This is a genomic window from Streptomyces sp. NPDC026538, from assembly GCF_055567535.1.
The window spans coordinates 551,983-568,887 of sequence record NZ_JBVHQG010000007.1 but is presented as its reverse complement, the minus strand read 5'-3'; the positions used below and the strand labels follow the sequence as shown (position 1 = coordinate 568,887).

Below are 16,905 nucleotides of genomic sequence, written 5' to 3'. Positions count from 1 at the left end.
CCCGACAGGCCGACGATCCCGGCAAGCCCACGGAAACGGAGCCGTTCCATGGAGCCCGACCTCAGCAAGTACCGACTCGAAGGCGACAGCGAGATGTACCGCCTGCCCAGCGGCATCGTCGCGCCCGTCGTCACCCGGGCCGGTCAGGAGGACGTGAACGCCGCCGACTCGGGCGGCGCCGTCCGCGTGTCGGGCGTCAGTGCCCAGCACACCCCGGCGCGCCGCCTCTGGTACGGCAAGGTCAGCAACGAGCCCGGCTACCGCTCGGTCACCCACCACCACGGCGAGGCCGAGACCGGCGGCTACGTTCTCTCCGGCCGGGCCCGGATCTACTTCGGCGAGAAGTTCGAGGACTACGTCGACATGACGGAGGGCGACTGGGTCTTCGTCCCGCCCTTCATGCCGCACGTCGAGTGCAACCTCTCCCGGAGCAAGCCGCTGGTGTGGATGACCACCCGGACCCCGGAGAACATCGTGGTGAACCTGCCCGACGTGGCCGACACCGACCTGCGCGACTGGCTGAACCGATGACCGCCGCCCCGACCTCCGCGATCGTCACCGCGGCTCTCACTCTCAAGCCCGCCGCGCCCGAGCACTTCGACCTCGCCTTCACCGCCACCACCCAGCCCTGCCCCTGGCCCAAGGCCTACGGCGGCGACCTCGTCGCCCAGGCGGCGGCGGCCGCGATGCGCTCGGTGACCGACGGCAAGTCGCTGCACTCGATGCACAGTTACTTCCTGCGGCCGGCCGACATCGGCGCCGAGGTCCGCTACGAGGTGGAGGTGGTGCGCGACGGCCGCGGCTACAGCACCCGCCAGGTCCGCGGCTACCAGAACGGCAAGGTGCTCTACGTCTGCCTCGCCAACTTCGCGGCGGGGGAGCCGGGTGGCTCCTTCCACACCGAGTTCGCCGGGGAGATCCCCGCCCCCGAGACGCTGCCCAGCTCTGCCGAGTACCTCGCCGAGCGTACCGGCGGCACCATGACCGCGGAGTCCAAGGCCTACTGGCGCGGCGGCCGCGGCTTCGACATGCGCCACGTCCCCGGCCCCGTCTACCTCACCGTCGAGGGCGAGCGGCTGCCCCACCAGGCGGTCTGGCTACGGCCGTTCGACGCGCTGCGGCCCGTCGAGGGACTCACCGACGCCCAGCGCGACCTCGCCGCCCTCGCCTACGTCTGCGACTACACGATCCTCGAACCCGTCCTGCGGGTCCTCGGCCTGGCCTGGGCCGACCCCGGCCTGGTCACCGCAAGCCTCGACCACGCCATGTGGTTCCACCGTCCCGCACCGGTGGACGACTGGCTGCTCTACGCCCAGGAAGCGGTGGCCGCCGACGCGGGCCGCGGCCTCGGCACCGGACGTTTCTTCACCCGCGACCACCGTCACCTGGCCACAGTCGTCCAGGAGGGCATGATCCGCCCTGCCTGACCGTCCGCCGCATTCCACCGGCGGGCTCCCGGAAGGAACCCCACGTTGGCTGTTCCGCTCTCACCGACCTCGCACCTGGACACCTTCGCCCGGGATCATCTGCCGCCCGCCGAACTGTGGCCCACGATCGAGTTCAGCACGCCCGAACTGAGCTACCCGGCCCGCCTCAACGCGGCCACCGAGCTCATCGACGCGGCCGTCGAACGCCACGGCCCCGACCGCCCGGCCCTGCGCACCCCCGCCGGGGAGCTGTGGACGTACGGCGAACTGCGCACCCGCGCCAACCAGGTCGCTCAGGTGCTCACCGAGGACCTCGGCCTGGTGCCCGGCCGGCGCGTCCTGCTGCGCGCGCCCAACACCCCCTGGACGGTGGCGTGCTGGCTCGGCGTCCTGAAGGCCGGCGGGGTGGTGGTCACCACGATGGCCGCCCTGCGCGCCCGCGAGATCATCCCGATCGCCGAACGCACCAAGCCCGCCGTCGCCCTGGTGGACCACCGCTTCACCGACGAGCTCCGCACCGTCCTGCCCGGCCTGACGCTGGTCGAGTACGGCGGCCCCGGCCCCGACGACCTGGTGGCCCGGTGCGCCGCCAAGTCCGGCGAGTTCAGGGACGTGGAGACGGCGGCCGACGACGTGGCGCTGCTCGGCCCCACCTCCGGAAGCACCGGCGTCCCCAAGATCACGATGCATTTCCACCGGGACATCCTGTCCATCGACAACACCTTCGGCCGCCACCTGCTGGGGCTGCGCGAGGACGACCTGGTCGCCTGCACCGCGCCGTTCGCCTTCACCTTCGGCCTCGGCATGCTGGTCGTCTTCCCGCTGCGGGCCGGCGCCTGCGCCCTGCTGACCGAGACGGCGACCCCGGCCCAGCTCGCCGACCTCGTGGAGAAACACGGCGTCACCGTCCTCGCCACCGCGCCCACCGCCTACAAGGCGATCGTCCGAGAGGGCAAGGAAGGGCAGCTGCTCAGCGTCCGGGTCGGCGTGTCGGCGGGCGAGCACATACCGCTCACCACCTGGCAGGAACTGCGGAACCGCATCGGGCTGAAGGTCATCGACGGCATCGGCGCGACCGAGCTGCTGCACATCTTCATCTCCGCCGCGGGCGACGACATCCGGCCCGGCGCCACCGGGCGTCCCGTGCCCGGTTACCGCGCCACGATCCTCGGTCTCGACGGCGAGGAGCTCGGGCCGGGTGAGCCGGGACGGCTCGGCGTCATCGGCCCGGTCGGCTGCCGCTACCTCGACGACAAGCGCCAGCAGGACTACGTCGTCAACGGCTGGAACGTCACCGGCGACATCTTCCACCGCGACGAGGACGGCTACTTCCACTACCACGCCCGCAGCGACAACATGATCGTCTCCTCCGGGTACAACATCGGCGGCCCCGAGGTGGAGGCCGCCATCGACACCCACCCGGACGTCGTCGAGTCGGCGGTGGTGGCGCGCCCCGATCCCGAACGCGGCTCGGTCGTCTGTGCCTTCGTCGTCCTGCGCGAGGGCGTCACCGGGGACCCGGCGAAGGCCAAGGAGATCCAGAACCACGTCAAGCAGGTCCTGGCGCCCTACAAGTACCCGCGTGACGTCCGCTTCCACGACGCCCTGCCGCGCAACACCAGCGGAAAACTCCAGCGGTTCGCGCTCCGCAAGATCATCGAAGCCGAACAGACCGCTGAGCAGTGAGAGGAACTGCCTTGAAGATCGCGATCATCGGCGGTGGCCCGGGAGGGCTCTACCTCGCGGCGCTGCTGAAGCAGCTGGACCCCGCCCACGAGATCACGGTGTGGGAGCGCAACGCCCCCGACGACACCTTCGGATTCGGAGTGGTGTTCTCCGACGAGACACTCGGCGGCATCGAGAATGCCGACACCGTCTTCTCCGAGGCCATGTCCCGCCGCTTCGCCCGCTGGACGGACATCGACATCCACTACCGGGGCGAGAGCCACACCGTCGGCGGCCAGGGCTTCGCCGCCATGAGCCGCAAGGAGCTGCTGCACCTCCTCCAGGAGCGCTGCCGGGAGCTGGGCGTCACCCTGCACTTCTCGACCCCGGCACCCGAGGTGGCCGAGCTGCGCGCCTCGCACGACCTCGTGGTCGGCGCGGACGGCGTCAACTCGGCCGTCCGGGCGGCCCACGCGGACGCCTTCCGCCCCTCCCTGGACCGGCGGCGCAGCAAGTACATGTGGCTCGGCACGGACCGGGTCTTCGAGGCCTTCCAGTTCTTCGTCAAGGAGACCGAGTGGGGGGTCGTGCAGGTCCACGGCTACCCCTATTCCGACACCGGCTCGACCTTCATCGTGGAGATGCACGAGGACGTCTGGCGCCGGGCCGGCTTCGACGTCACGGAGGACGCCGTGTTCGCGCCGGGTGTCTCCGACGAGCAGGCCGTGGCCCGGATCCGGGAGCTGTTCGCCGACGAACTCGGCGGGCACCAGGTGTTCGCCAACAACTCCAAGTGGCTGAACTTCACCACCGTCCGCAACGAGCACTGGCACCACGGCAACCTCGTCCTCATCGGCGACGCCGCCCACACCGCGCACTTCTCCATCGGCTCCGGCACCAAGCTGGCCATGGAGGACGCCCTCGCCCTGGCCGCCTGTCTGCACGAACACCCCGACGCGGAAAGCGCGTTGACCGCCTACGAGAGCGAGCGCCGCCCGGTGGTGGAATCCACCCAGCGGGCCGCGCAGGCCTCCCTGGAGTGGTTCGAGAACATCGGCATGTACGCCGGCCAGGAACCCACCCAGTTCTGCTTCAACCTCCTGACCCGTTCGCGTCGTATCACCTACGACAACCTGCGCACCCGGGACCAGGAGTTCGCCGACCGCGTCGACGCCGCCTTCGCCACGGCGCAGGGACTGGACGCCGAAGCGCCCGCGATGTTCCAGCCGTTCCGCATCGGGCGGCTGGAGCTGAAGAACCGGGTGATCGTCTCCCCGATGGACATGTACTCCGCCGTAGACGGCGTGCCCGGTGACTTCCATCTGGTCCATCTGGGGTCGAAGGCGATGGGCGGGGCGGGGCTGGTGATGACGGAGATGGTCTGCGTATCTCCCGAGGGCCGCATCACCCCCGGCTGCACCGGACTGTGGAACGACGAACAGCTCGGCTCCTGGCAGCGGATCGTCTCCTTCGTCCACGACCGCAGCACCGCCCGCATCGGCCTCCAGCTCGGCCACTCCGGCCGCAAGGGCTCGACCCGCCTGATGTGGGAGGGCATGGACGAACCGCTCCCCGACGGCAACTGGGAGGTCGTGGGCCCCTCCGGACTGCCGTACGGTCCTGGGTCGCCCGTCCCCCGCGAACTCACCCGCACCGAACTCGGCGCCATCACCTCCGAGTTCGTCGAGGCGGCCCGCCGTGGCGCCGAGGCCGGCTTCGACCTCCTCGAACTCCACTGTGCCCACGGCTACCTGCTTTCCTCCTTCCTCTCGCCCCTCGCCAACCAGCGCACCGACCAGTACGGCGGCTCGCTGCAGAACCGGCTGCGCTATCCCTTGGAGGTCTTCGACGCGGTCCGGGAAGTCTGGCCCGCCGACCGGCCGTTGACCGTGCGGATCTCCGCCACCGACTGGGCCCCCGACGGCAACACCGAGCACGACGCCGTGGAGATCGCCCGCGCCTTCGTCGCGCACGGGGCGGCCGCCATCGACGTCTCCACCGGCCAGGTCACCAAGGACGAGCGCCCCGCCTACGGCCGCTCCTACCAGACCCCTTTCGCCGACCGGATCCGCCACGAGGTGGCCGCAGAGAGCGGCGTGGCCGTGATCGCGGTCGGCGCCATCGCCTCCTACGACGACGTGAACTCGATCCTGCTGGCGGGCCGCGCCGACCTGTGTGCCGTAGGACGCACCCATCTGTACGACCCGCACTGGACCCTGCACGCGGCCGCCGACCAGGACTACCGGGGCCCGGCCGCCGAGTGGCCTCTCCAGTTCGGGGCCGGGCGCCGCAAGCCGCCCACCGCACGCACCGACGCCGTTCGCCCGCGCCTGTCCCTGCTGCGGGCGGACTCGGCGGGGGAGAGCGTTCACCTGCGGTGGAAGCCCCTGCGGGAGGGACTACCGGTGGTGGGGTGACGTCAGGTAGTGCTGGCGGATCAGCTCCTTGCCGTAGTCGTGCCGTTGGGCGTGCGGATGACGGAGTGGACGTGCATCTGGGTCGGGACGCCCTGGGTGCCGCCGTACGCGCCACGCAGCGGGCCGGGTGCCTGGCAGTCGACCTCGACCCAGACCACCGGGCTGTGCACCCGGACGTAGAACGCGTCGGCGGCACCCGTGCCGCCGGCCCAGGTCACATAGGTGTCGTCGAGGTGGGCCCGCACCTCGGCCAGGCGCACCCTGGCCGCGTCGGCCCTGGCCCGGCCGGTGAACGCCTCGACGATGCCGAGGAGCTTCTGCTTCTGCGCCCGGGTCAGGGTGTTGCCGCGGATGCCCTCGTAGGCCTGGACCGCGTTGTCGGAGAAGGCGCCCGCCTTCATCGACTCGTTGGTCTTGGTGGCCGAGGTGATCGCGACCGCCTGCTGGTCGGCGGTGAGGGAGTTGACGAAGGCGAGACTCGCCAGCACCTCCTCGTGACAGACGGTGACCGTCTCGCCGTCGATCTCCATGGTGGTCGGCTCCGAGCCCCAGAAGCAGGGGCTCATGACGACCTGGTCGCCGAGCACGAAGTAGTTGATGACCAGGTGGTGGCCGTCGAACTGGAAGCCCCAGGGCTCGGTGGCGGACGGGGTGCCCATCAGCGTCCAGTAGTAGGCGTCCTCGTTGAAGGACGTGGTGTTGCCGATCGCCTCGCCGGCCGCCTGGTTGATCTTCCGGATCTTCTCCGAGGTCTCCAGGCCGTCCGCGCCCAGCGCGGCCTTCAGCAGGGCCGTGCCCAGGTCCTTCTGCGTGTCGCCGAGGTCGGCGAGCGAGACGCCCTGCCGGGTGTAGGAGTCGACGTTGCTCCACAGCCGCCACTCGGTGGAGTGGATCGTGAACTGTGTGGCGGTCCTCTGGGTGTCGGTCAGACCGGCCAGGAAGGCGTTCGCGGCGGAGATCACCGGGGCCGTGTCGACCTTGGTGGAGTGGATCGTGAACATATCGTCGATCCGCCTGCCGTCGGTCGTCAGGCCGAAGAACTCCTCGGTCAGCGACTGGTTGCCCGGACCGCCGGCGCCGCCACCGCCCGGGCCACCGCTCGGCGGGGCGCTGGGGGAGGGGCCGGCCGAGGCGTCGGCCGTACCCGTGCCGTCGTCGGCGAGCGGTGGCCCGGGCGGTGGCGCTGCCCATGGTCACCAGGGCCGTCGCCCCGGACGCGAAGAACACCTTGCGCATGAAGTGACGACGACTCGCCTCGGGACGTTCCGAGGCTTCCAGCATCCGCGTCGCGCCTGTGTCGGCGTCGATCTCGGACATGCGGCTCCCTCCGTCAGGGGCCCGTCCCTCGTGGACGGCCACCGGACGACCAGCCTGCTGCCGACAACTGAGGCTGCGCTGAACCGAGTTGCCCAGAGCGGCGCGGAGAACCCGGTGACCTGGGGTCATATGAGGATGCTGAGCATTCAGGAGACCTTCAGGGCGATGAGGGTGGCGCCGCGGGCGAGCGGCAGCGTGACGGTGAACTCGGTGCCGCCGGGTGCGCTCTCCACCCCGACCCGGCCGCCGTGCGCCTGAGTGATCGCCGCCGCGATCGCCAGCCCGAGCCCCGCCCCGCCCTCGGTGCCGGGGGTACGGGAGCGGGAGGCGTCGCCCCGCGTGAAACGTTCGAAGACCGTAGGCAGCAGACCGGCCGGTATGCCCGGCCCGTCGTCGTGCACCCGGATCGCGCAGTGCCCGTCCGCCGCCGCCACGGTGACGGTGACGCGGGTGCCGGCGGGGGTGTGGAGCCGGGCGTTGGCCAGCAGGTTGGCCACCGCCTGGTACAGCCGGGACCGGTCGCCGACCACCGTGGCCGGCACGTCCAGGCGCAGCACCAGCTGCCAGTGGTGGTCGGACCCCGCTGCCCGTGCGTCCCACACCGCGTCCCCGACCAGGGTGGCCAGGTTCACCTCGGCCGCCTCCAGCGGTCGGCCCTCCTCCAGGCGCGCGAGCAGCAGCAGGTCCTCGACCAGTCCGGTCATCCGTGCCGACTGGTCGGATACCCGGCGCCAGGCCAGCTCCGGTGCGATCCTCCCGGTGTCCACGCCCATCAGCATCAGCTCGGCGTACCCGGCGATCGAGGCGAGCGGGGTGCGCAGCTCGTGGCTGGCGTCGGCGAGGAAGCGCCGCATGTGCTCCTCGGCGCGCTGCCGTTCGCGGAGGGACCACTCCACGTGGTCGATCAGCCGGTTGAGGGCGATGCCGACCTGGCCGACCTCGGTGCGCGGGTCGGTGTCCGCGGCGGGCACCCGGGTGAGCCCGCTCACCTCCCCCCGGTCGAGGGGCGCGTGCGAGACCTCGACGGCGGTGGTGGCGACGCGCCACAGCGGCCGTAGCTGACCCCGGGTCGCCACGGCCGACACGGATCCCGCCAGGACCAGCCCGACCCCGGCGATGCCGGCCTCGACCACGACCAGGGAGTCGATCATGTGCTGTACGTCGCCCACGGGCAGCCCGGCCAGCATGGTGGTGCCGCCCTCGCCGACGGCGGTCAGCCGGTAGGCGCCCAGGCCGGGGATGGTCCGGGTGTGCAGGGTCCCGTCCGCGGGGAGGCCGCCGAGGACGGTGCGCTCGACGGTGGTGAGGGCGCGCGGGCCGTCGTCGGTCACCACCTCGGCCGTGGTGATGCGGCTCCCCTCGACGAGGGCGGCCAGGGTGCCGGTGTGCTGGCCCCGTTCGTTCAGGAAGCCGAGGCTCGCGCCGGGCGGCCCGTGCTCCCGGCCGCCCTGGCTGTGCTCGGCGGCGTCGGTGACCCGCTGGTCCAGGTCCCGGATCAGGTAGTAGGGCTGGACGAGCACGGTGGCGAGGGCCATCGCCGCGCAGACGGCGGCCAGGGTGACGGCGTGGACGAGGACCATACGGGCCCGCAGCGAGCGCCCGCGGAGATGGGCCAGGGCGCGGCGGACCGCCGTCATGCCTGGTCGTCCGCCGGTCTGAGGACGTATCCGGCGCCCCGCACGGTATGGATCATCGGCCTGCGCTGCTTGTCGATCTTCGCGCGCAGGCCGTAGACATAGACCTCCACCAGGTTCCCGCCGCCGTCGAACGAGCTGTTCCACACGTGGTCGAGGATCTGCGTCTTGCTGAGCACCTGGCGGGGGTGGCTCATCAGGAACCGCAGCAGGTCGAACTCCTTCGCGGTGAGCGAGATCGGCGTACCGCCCCGGCGCACCTCGCGGGTCTTCTCACCGAGCACCAGGTCGCCGAGGACCCGCACCCCTTCCTCCTCGGCGGCCTCGCCGGCCCCGCAGCGGCGCAGCAGCCCGCGCAGCCGGAGCATCACCTCCTCCAGGGAGAAGGGCTTGGTCACATAGTCGTCGGCACCGGAGGACAGTCCGTCGAGCCGGTACTCCACCGCGTCCCGGGCGGTCAGCATGAGCACGGGCAGCTGGGCGTTCTCGTACCGCAGCCGGCGCAGCACCTGGATCCCGTCCAGGTCGGCCAGCATGCCGTCCAGCACGACGGCGTGCGGGCTGTATCTGCGGGCGGTGCGCAGCGCGCCGTACCCGTCCTGCGCCACGAACGGCCGCCAGCCCGCCGCGGTGACGGCCACCGAGAGCAGCTCGGTCAGCTCGGGTTCGTCGTCGACGATCAGCACTCGGATCGCGTCCGCCGCGAGTGTGGGGGTGTCAGACATGCCCCCGATGTTCTCCCGGCGGGCTGTACGCGAGCTGTGGGGCGACCCTCTCCGGCCCCCCTCCGCCCCCTCCGAACCCCTTCGGGCGCCCTCCGTGATCATGGCGGACCGCTCGGTTTTCTCCCTCCGGAGGGCCCCGGAGGCGTGACGCCACCCATAGGAGCCAGATCACATCCTATCGGAGGTAGTAGACGGGAAACGCCCTGAACGCCATGCAAGCCGCATCAAAAGGTACATAACGCCGGTTTATACGAAGTTACGTAGTACGTCACATCATTGCGTCCCGGTCCGGGCGCCGCTAACCATTGCTGTCGTCGCCGGGAGACGGGCGATGGACCGGGCGGATCTCCGCCGGGCCCACCCACTCCCGCCGGTTGTACGGGGCTCCGCCCCACGCCGCCGCACACAGCGGCCGGCGCCGACGCCGTCCCCACCGGAGATTCGCTCACATGACCATGACCACTCGCACCCGCATCGCTCGCCTCCGCACCATCGGCCTCACCGGCCTCGCCACCACCGGCGCCGCGGCGGCAGCCCTCACCCTCATGCCGACGACCGCGCAGGCCGCCGAAGCGACGCAGGCGCACACCTCCACCGCGGTCACGGCCTCCAGCAGCGACAGCCACAAGTCCGGCTCCTCGAACAACCTCGACGGCTGGATCAAGCAGTCCCTCCAGATCATGAAGTCCAAGGGCATTCCGGGCAGCTACGAGGGCCTCAAGCGCAACATCATGCGCGAGTCCGGTGGCAACCCCTCCGCCCAGAACAACTGGGACGTCAACGCGCAGAAGGGCACCCCTTCCAAGGGCCTGCTCCAGGTGATCGACCCCACCTTCAACGCGTACCACGTCAACGGCACCGCGCACAGCGTCACCGACCCGGTGGCCAACATCACCGCGGCCGCCAACTACGCCGCCCACCGCTACGGCTCGATCGACAACGTCAACTCCGCGTACTGAGCGCGGCGATGACTCACCGGGCCGATGCCGGCCCGTCGTGCCGCAGCAGGAACGCGTCGGCAAGGGCGTCGGTGAACTCCTCACCGACCGGCCCGGCCGACACCGGCACCCGCCAGTAGAGCGGGCCCGTCAACAGGTCCGTCTCGGTCTCCAGGTCGAGCCCGGCGGGCAACCGGCCCGCCGCCACGGCTCGTTCCAGCCGGGCATGGTCGCGCCGGCGCTGCGGCGCCAGGCAACGCGACCTGAACTCCCCGGCGAACGCCGGATCACCTGGACGGCCGGAAGGACATCTGCCCGCCCGTGCTGAAGCTGCTGGAGCCGCGCCTCGCCCCCGGCACCCTCGTCGTCGGCGACGACTCCACCCTCGCGAGCAGACGGCCCTCCCTCGACCACGTACGCGACCCGGCGAACGGCTACCGCGGCGTCGGCCTCCCGGTCGAGGACGGCATGGAGATCAGCCGCCGGCCGTGACGCGTCTCGGCTAGAAGGGTTCCCGGTGCTCGTGCGCCGCCTGCTCCAGGGCCGCGGCCTCCGCCTCGGCGATGCGGGTCTCCGCCTCGACGTCGATCGAGCGGGTCAGCCACCAGTACAGCAGCGCCGAGACCGGCAGTCCGACGAACAGCGAGATGTCGGCGCCGTCGAGGGCCTTGGCGGCGGGGCCGACGAAGAGCGTGCCGACGGAGAAGAACGGGATCATGACCGCGAACCCGACCAGGTACGAGACGATCCCCTGCCAGCCCCAGCGGCCGTAGATGCCGTTCGGCTTGAAGATCTCGGCGATCGCGTAGTGGCCGCGGCGCACCACGTAGTAGTCCATCAGGTTGACCGACGTCCACGGGATGAACAGATAGAGCACCAGCAACAGGAAGTTGTTGAAGTTCGTCAGGAAGTTCGAGGTCGCCGCCAGCGCGCCGATCAGGGAGAGCGCCGCGGTCACGCCGATGGTGATCAGACGCACGCCCAGCGTCGGCCGCACCCGCTTGAACGAGTCGATGGCGCTGATCAGCGTCAGTGAACCGCCGTACATGTTCAGCGCGGTGACGGAGATCAGGCCCAGGGCGGCGAACAGCAGCACGATCGCGCCGAAGCCGTTGAAGACCTTGTCGCCCGCGGCGTTGATCGAGGGGATCGTGTCGAAGCTGTCTCCCGCCCAGGCGGCCAGCAGCGACCCGAGCACCATCAGCCAGATACCGCCGAGCGCCGAGCCGAAGTACGTCCAGTAGAACGTCTTGCGGACCGTCACGTCCGGCGGCAGGTAGCGGGAGTAGTCCGAGACGTAGATGGCCCAGCTGATCTGGTAGCCGGCGACCACGCCGAACTGGGCCAGGAACGGCGTCCACTTGAAGGCGCCGAGATCGAAGGAGCCCGGCGGGTAGTGCAGGGTGACCAGGACACCGACGGTGAAGATCCCGAAGATGACGAGGAAGGTGTAGGTCAGGAACCGCTCGGCCTTGTGGATGATGTCGTAGCCCACCAACGCGATGACGAACGCGACCGCCGTGACCACGATCACCCACAGCTTCACGCCACCGTGGATCGTGGAGTTCAGCGCCTCACCGGCCAGGCTGGTGTTGAACACGTTGAACCCCGCGTACTGCACGTACGCGAACAGCCACACCAGCAGCGCCCCGACATAGCCGAACTGGGGCCGCGACTGGATCATCTGCGGCAGCCCCAGCTGCGGCCCCTGCGCCGAGTGGAAGGCCATGAAGAAGGTGCCGATCACGGTGCCCGCGACGATCGCGAGCAGCGACCAGATCAGATTGCCGCCCTCCGTGATGCTGATCAGCCCCACGGCCAAGGTGGCGATCTGCGCGTTCGACATGAACCACAGCGGTCCCAGATGCCACAGCTTGCCGTGCCGCTCGTCCAGCGGCACATAGTCGATGGACCGGACCTCCAGACCGCTCACCCGCGGTTCCGCCGACGTGCTCATGGCACCTCCAAGGGGTCGGTCCGTCACTCTGGTCACATTCTTCCCCCGGAAAGGCCCGGATGAGGCCTCCGGAATCCGTGCTCCGTCCCCCGGCGTCCCCGGAATGCCCGCCTCGCTGCGGCCTTGTTGCTCTACTCACAATTTGCCCGGAACCACCCTTTTCGTGGCGGTGGTCACGTCGCCGACCGGGCATTTTGTCTATGTTCGCAGTTCTGTGTCCCTCCGACCTGAACTGCCGAGGCCCCGCATGCTCAACCGCCCCCTCGCCGTCGTGGCCACAGTGGTGACCCTTCTGGCCGGCGCCGCACCGGCGGCCCTGGCGGCCGGTGCCGCCTCCGCCTCCAGCTCCACGTTCCGTACGGCCGTGCAGGCACCGGCCGAGGCGCGCGTGACCGCCGCCGTCCTCGATCTGGACGCCGGCGGCCGGGAACCCGTGGTCTACGGCGACGACACGCCGTACGACACGGCGAGCATCGTCAAGGTCGACATTCTCGCCTCGCTGCTGCTCCATGCGCGTGACCACCGGCGTGCCCTCACCGCGCGGGAGAGCGCCCTGGCGCAGGTGATGATCCGCGACAGCGACAACGACGCCGCCAACGCCCTGTGGCACTCCATCGGCGGCGCCCCCGGCCTGGCGTCGGCGAACAAGCGGCTGGGGCTGACCTCGACCACGCCCGGCACCGGAGGCCGCTGGGGGCTCACCCGGACCACGGCAGGCGATCAGATACGCCTGCTGAGCGCGGTCTTCGGCGCCGGCCCCACACCGCTCGACTCGGCGTCCCGAAGCCGTATCGGCACCCTGATGACCGAGATCGCCGCCGACCAGTCCTGGGGCGTCTCGGCCGCCGCCGACTCCGGGTGGGCGCTGAAGAACGGCTGGCTGATGCGGACCACCACCGACCTGTGGGACATCAACAGCGTCGGACGCGTCACGGCCGGCGGCCACCACTACCTCGTCGCGGTCCTCTCCAACGGCAACGCGTCCATGCCGGACGGCGTGAAACTGGTCGAACGAGCCGCCCGTACGGCCGTCACCACGGCGGCGGCACACTGACCCCCTTGGCCCAGCACACCCCGCCCGCCGCCCGAATCGCCCCTAACGTGCACTAGAGGTGCCCTTACGCGCACCCGAGGTGACGGAGGCCGGCAACGGGAGGCGCGGTGGCGGGTGCGGGCGGGCCGGCGGCCGGGCGGGGCCCGGCGCGTCGGGCGCGCCGGGCGCGGGGCGCGGGACAGGCCGCCCGGTCCGGCCATCCGGTGTGGATCCCCAAGCGCGCCCGGGATCCGCGTGCCTCCGCCTCCGTCAGCGCGGTCGTCGTCCCCGCCCTGCGGATCGCCGCCGCCTACGCCTGGCGGCTCATCGTCCTCGGCATCGTCGTCTACGGCGTCTTCATCGTCCTGGGCCGCTTCCAGCTGATCGCCGTCGCCCTGTTCCTGGGCCTGGTCGTCACCTCGGTGCTGCGCCCGTTCACCGACCTGCTGAGCCGATGGCTCCCCAGACCCCTGTCGGTGGCCGTGAGCCTGGTCGGCAGCATCTGTGTGTTCCTGGGGCTGCTGGCCCTGGTGGGCAACGCGGTCGCCCAGGAGTCGGCGACGCTGGCCGACCAGTTCCGCGGCGGCATCCACCGCATCGAGGTCTGGCTCCAGCGGCCGCCCTTCCGGCTCGGCCCCGGCGCCCTGTCGCATCTCCAGCAGCAGATCGTGAACTACATCCAGGCCAACCGCTCCAACCTGGCCAGCAGGGCGCTCAGCGGCTTGGGCACCCTCGTCGAAGTGGTCGCCGGGGGCGCGCTCGCGCTCTTCTCCTCCGTCTTCTTCATCAACTCCGGCGAACGGCTGTGGGCCTGGACCAGCCGTGAGCTCCTGCCCGCCGGCGCCCGGAGCGCGTGGGACCGGGCGGGGCACGCCGCCTGGCGGACGTTCGCCGGGTACACCCGGGGCATCATCATCGTGGCCGCCGTCAACGCCGTACTCGTCGGCATCGCCCTGCTGGTGCTGCGGGTGCCGCTCGCGCTGCCGCTGACCCTGCTGGAGTTCTTCGCCACGTTCGTCCCGCTGGTCGGCTCGCCGATCGCCCTGGGCGTGGCCACCGTGGTGGCGCTGGCCGGACGCGGGCCGCTCACCGCCGTCGCCGTCCTCGTGCTCATCGTCGTCATCGGCCAGCTGGAGGGACATGTGCTGCACCCTCTGGTGATGAGCTGGGCGGTGCGCCTGCACCCCCTCGTCGTCGCCGTCTCCGTCATCGCGGGCAGCATCGTCGCGGGGGTGATCGGCGCCGTCGTGGCCGTGCCGCTCGTCTCCGTGGTCTGGGCGGTGCTGCGGGCGCTGCGGCCCGCAGCACCGCCCTGATCCGAATCCCGGGGCTCAGCCGTCCTTGGCGGGGCGACGGGTGCGCTTGGGGGCCCGGCGGGACCGGCCGGACGGGGCGGGCGCCTCGGACGGGCCGGCGGACCCGGACGGCGCGGCGGGGGAGGGTGCCGGGATGCCGTCGCCCCACGCCTCGTGTGCGCCGAACGGATCGGCGGGCCCCTCCGCGAGCAGTGCCTCGATGTCGAGGCCGGGCTTGGCACGCGCCTTGACCGCGGCCAGGGTCAGCGTGTCGGTGTCGGACTCGGCGCCGTCCCGCCACAGGACGGTGCCCGGCAGCATCACCAGCGAGGTCGTACCGCTCTCCCCGGCGGCCGGCCGCAGCTGGACGCGCACGCCGTGCCGGTCGGCCAGCCTGCCGACCACGTACAGGCCCATGTGCTGGTAGACGCCGGCGTCTGCGGTCGGCGGGTTCGCCAGCTTGTGGTTGATCAGTGCGAAGTCCTCGGACATCAGGCCGATGCCCTGGTCGTGGATCTCGATCATGATCTGGGTGTCGGGCAGCCGGGTCGCCGTGACCCGGACCGTGGAGCGCGGTGAGGAGAACGCGGTGGCGTTCTCCAGCAGCTCGGCCAGCAGATGCACGAGGTCGGTGACGGCACGGCCGTGGATCTGGGTCTCCGGGACGCCCGACAGCTCGATCCGCTCGTACTGCTCCACCTCGGAGGCCGCCGCCCGGATGACGTCCACCAGGGGGAGTGGGTGGTCCCACTGCTGGGTGGGCCGCTCACCGCCGAGCACCAGGAGGTTCTCGCCGTTGCGCCGCACCCGCGTGGCCAGGTGGTCCAGCTTGAACAGGTTCGCCAGCTGCTCGGGGTCGGCCTCGTGCCCCTCCAGTTCGGTGATCAGGGCCAGCTGACGCTCGACCAGCGACTGGTTGCGGCTGGAGAGGTTGGTGAAGACCGTGTTGATGTTGCCGCGCAGCAGGGCCTGTTCGGCGGCGAGCCGGACCGCTTCCCGGTGCACGTGGTCGAAGGCCCGGGCCACCTCGCCGATCTCGTCGGTGGTGGTGATCGGGATCGGGGTGACCCTGGTGTCCACCTGGCCGGGCACGGCCTGGGACAGCCGGGTGATCACGGCCGGCAGCCGCTGCTCGGCGATCTCCATCGCCGAGGCGCTCAGCCGGCGCATGCCCCGGCTCATCGAACGGGCCACCCAGGCCGCGAGCAGCAGCGCCGCGAGGACGGCGCCGAGCGCGAGCGAGCCGTTGGTGATCGCGTTCCGCTTCGCCTCGGCGGCGACGCTCCGGGCATCGGCGAGCGCCGTGTCGGTGAGGTGGACCTCGATGCCCCGGCAGGCGTCGAAGGCGAGGGTGGACGCGGCGAAGAACGACTCGGGTGTGATGCCCTCGGCGGCCAGCTGCTCGGTCGGCTTCCCGCCGGCGATCTCGCTGATCATCTTCGCCAGTGTCGGCGGTGCCACGAACGTCCGCCCGGCCGCCCTGGCCTCCTGGGCCGCCTTCGCGGTCTGCTCCGCGCCCTTCTTCTCGGCGTCCGCGAACGCGGCCCGCAGCCTGGTCATGTCCTGCGTGGTACCGGCCCCCGCGTACTCCTGGAGGGCCACCTGCTCCAGGTAGGCGTACGAGCTGAACGAGCCCAGCTGGGTCGGCAGTTCGCCCTCCGCGAGGGCGGTGCGGTCCTCGACCAGCAGATGCGTGCCGATGGAACGGATCAGGGACTCGGCCGCCTGGGTCAGCGAGATGGCGTAGAGGGTACGTCCGAAGCTGGCCTGGTTGTTGCTGCCGAAACCCAGTTCGTTGGAGAGCTCCATCAGCGGGTGCTGGACGGCGTGATAGCTCTCCTCGGTCTGCACCCCCGTCAGCCGGGCGGTGAACGCGTCGGCCCGCACCGCGGGCAACTGCTTCTCGCCCACCCGGACCAGCTCGATGCGCCTGATGAGGCCCGCGGTCCTGGGCGCGCGGGCCACCGCCCGGTCGAACGCGTCGGCGTCCGCGTCGGTCACCTTGCGGGCCGCCGCCACCGCCGGTGCGTTCCGCTCGCCCTCCAGCAGCGGGATGACCGACACGTCCCGTTCGTTGATCGCGTCACTGGCGTAGGCGTTCGCCGCCCGCACCAACTCCGCCACGCGCACCGCGTCGTCGGCGTCCCGCAGGGTGTCGACCGAGTTCTTCACCCGGACTCCGCCGAGACCGAGAGCGACCAGCACAGGGATGAGCAGAATGGCCTGGAGGCGTCTGGCGACGCGCCAGTTGCCGGTCAGAGGTCTGAACTTGGGCAAGGTCGTTCCACTTCACAACAGGGAGGGTGCGCAGGGCCGCCGTTCACAGCCCGACGTTCTGTGGCCAAGTTCTAACACCCGGCGATCGACTGTGACCGGCTTTTCTGTGAAGCGGTTTCCAACGAAGTGGTACAAAGCTCAATCAAAACCATCGGTGGTCAACGCATGTACCACCGGGCGGATCCGCCACGCGCCGAGGCCCGCCCGATGGAGCGCACGG

Annotated in this window: 14 protein-coding genes; 8 read left to right on the top strand and 6 right to left on the bottom strand. The window is 70.9% G+C overall.

The window, feature by feature from the left end; all coding sequences use genetic code 11:
• The first annotated feature begins 48 nt into the window (after nucleotides 1-48).
• Genes ACZ4N4_RS29325 through ACZ4N4_RS29310 form a run of 4 tightly spaced genes read left to right on the top strand, consistent with a single transcriptional unit; the run spans nucleotide 49 to nucleotide 5,509 of the window.
• Nucleotides 49-531: a cupin domain-containing protein gene (locus ACZ4N4_RS29325; protein WP_351702232.1), complete on the top strand. Its 483-nt coding sequence runs from the start codon at nucleotides 49-51 to the stop codon at nucleotides 529-531.
• The gene (locus tag ACZ4N4_RS29320) at nucleotides 528-1,427 is read left to right on the top strand and encodes an acyl-CoA thioesterase (protein ID WP_467594268.1); all 900 of its coding nucleotides are present in this window, start codon (nucleotides 528-530) and stop codon (nucleotides 1,425-1,427) included. Before ACZ4N4_RS29325 ends, ACZ4N4_RS29320 begins: the two co-directional genes overlap by 4 nt.
• Nucleotides 1,428-1,472: 45 nt before the next feature.
• The gene (locus ACZ4N4_RS29315) at nucleotides 1,473-3,113 is read left to right on the top strand and encodes an AMP-binding protein (RefSeq protein WP_467594266.1); all 1,641 of its coding nucleotides are present in this window, start codon (nucleotides 1,473-1,475) and stop codon (nucleotides 3,111-3,113) included.
• Nucleotides 3,114-3,124: 11 nt separating this feature from the next.
• Entirely contained in the window at nucleotides 3,125-5,509 is a 2,385-nt protein-coding gene (locus ACZ4N4_RS29310; RefSeq protein WP_467594263.1) for a bifunctional salicylyl-CoA 5-hydroxylase/oxidoreductase, read from the top strand.
• Nucleotides 5,510-5,529: 20 nt separating this feature from the next.
• Here the strand turns inward: ACZ4N4_RS29310 and ACZ4N4_RS29305 are convergent, their stop codons facing one another.
• The 3 genes from ACZ4N4_RS29305 to ACZ4N4_RS29295 all read right to left on the bottom strand — a co-directional run bounded on the left by ACZ4N4_RS29305 (nucleotide 5,530) and on the right by ACZ4N4_RS29295 (nucleotide 9,185).
• Nucleotides 5,530-6,510 carry a DUF3500 domain-containing protein gene (locus ACZ4N4_RS29305; RefSeq protein ID WP_467594260.1) on the bottom strand — a complete coding sequence of 327 codons (981 nt, stop codon included), beginning with the start codon at nucleotides 6,508-6,510 and terminating at the stop codon, nucleotides 5,530-5,532.
• A 462-nt stretch (nucleotides 6,511-6,972) separates the two neighbouring features.
• Complete coding sequence (locus ACZ4N4_RS29300; RefSeq protein WP_467594257.1) at nucleotides 6,973-8,463, bottom strand: sensor histidine kinase; 1,491 nt, start codon at nucleotides 8,461-8,463, stop codon at nucleotides 6,973-6,975.
• Nucleotides 8,460-9,185 (bottom strand): response regulator transcription factor, encoded by a 726-nt coding sequence (locus tag ACZ4N4_RS29295; protein WP_467594253.1) that lies wholly within the window; start codon nucleotides 9,183-9,185, stop codon nucleotides 8,460-8,462. Before ACZ4N4_RS29295 ends, ACZ4N4_RS29300 begins: the two co-directional genes overlap by 4 nt.
• Nucleotides 9,186-9,634: 449 nt before the next feature.
• On the opposite strand from ACZ4N4_RS29295, the gene ACZ4N4_RS29290 reads away from it, so the two are divergent.
• Nucleotides 9,635-10,144, top strand: a complete 510-nt coding sequence (locus tag ACZ4N4_RS29290) for a transglycosylase SLT domain-containing protein (protein ID WP_453579499.1) — start codon at nucleotides 9,635-9,637, stop codon at nucleotides 10,142-10,144.
• 13 nt (nucleotides 10,145-10,157) lie between these two features.
• Here ACZ4N4_RS29290 and ACZ4N4_RS29285 read toward each other — a convergent pair whose 3' ends face one another.
• Nucleotides 10,158-10,376, bottom strand: coding sequence for a TetR-like C-terminal domain-containing protein (locus tag ACZ4N4_RS29285; protein ID WP_453579521.1), 219 nt, complete (start codon nucleotides 10,374-10,376; stop codon nucleotides 10,158-10,160).
• Between the two features lie 68 nt (nucleotides 10,377-10,444).
• Here ACZ4N4_RS29285 and ACZ4N4_RS29280 point away from each other — a divergent pair, with 68 nt between their 5' ends.
• Nucleotides 10,445-10,615, top strand: a complete 171-nt coding sequence (locus tag ACZ4N4_RS29280; RefSeq protein WP_453579501.1) for an O-methyltransferase — start codon at nucleotides 10,445-10,447, stop codon at nucleotides 10,613-10,615.
• A gap of 10 nt (nucleotides 10,616-10,625) precedes the next feature.
• Here ACZ4N4_RS29280 and ACZ4N4_RS29275 read toward each other — a convergent pair whose 3' ends face one another.
• Nucleotides 10,626-12,080: a purine-cytosine permease family protein gene (locus ACZ4N4_RS29275; RefSeq protein ID WP_453579502.1), complete on the bottom strand. Its 1,455-nt coding sequence runs from the start codon at nucleotides 12,078-12,080 to the stop codon at nucleotides 10,626-10,628.
• Nucleotides 12,081-12,327: 247 nt separating this feature from the next.
• On the opposite strand from ACZ4N4_RS29275, the gene ACZ4N4_RS29270 reads away from it, so the two are divergent.
• Together ACZ4N4_RS29270 and ACZ4N4_RS29265 are read left to right on the top strand one after the other, a co-directional pair.
• Entirely contained in the window at nucleotides 12,328-13,134 is an 807-nt protein-coding gene (locus ACZ4N4_RS29270; protein ID WP_467594249.1) for a serine hydrolase, read from the top strand.
• A gap of 203 nt (nucleotides 13,135-13,337) precedes the next feature.
• Complete coding sequence (locus tag ACZ4N4_RS29265) at nucleotides 13,338-14,429, top strand: AI-2E family transporter (protein WP_467594247.1); 1,092 nt, start codon at nucleotides 13,338-13,340, stop codon at nucleotides 14,427-14,429.
• A 15-nt stretch (nucleotides 14,430-14,444) separates the two neighbouring features.
• Here the strand turns inward: ACZ4N4_RS29265 and ACZ4N4_RS29260 are convergent, their stop codons facing one another.
• Nucleotides 14,445-16,685: a sensor histidine kinase gene (locus ACZ4N4_RS29260; protein ID WP_467594245.1), complete on the bottom strand. Its 2,241-nt coding sequence runs from the start codon at nucleotides 16,683-16,685 to the stop codon at nucleotides 14,445-14,447.
• Nucleotides 16,686-16,905: the final 220 nt, after the last annotated feature.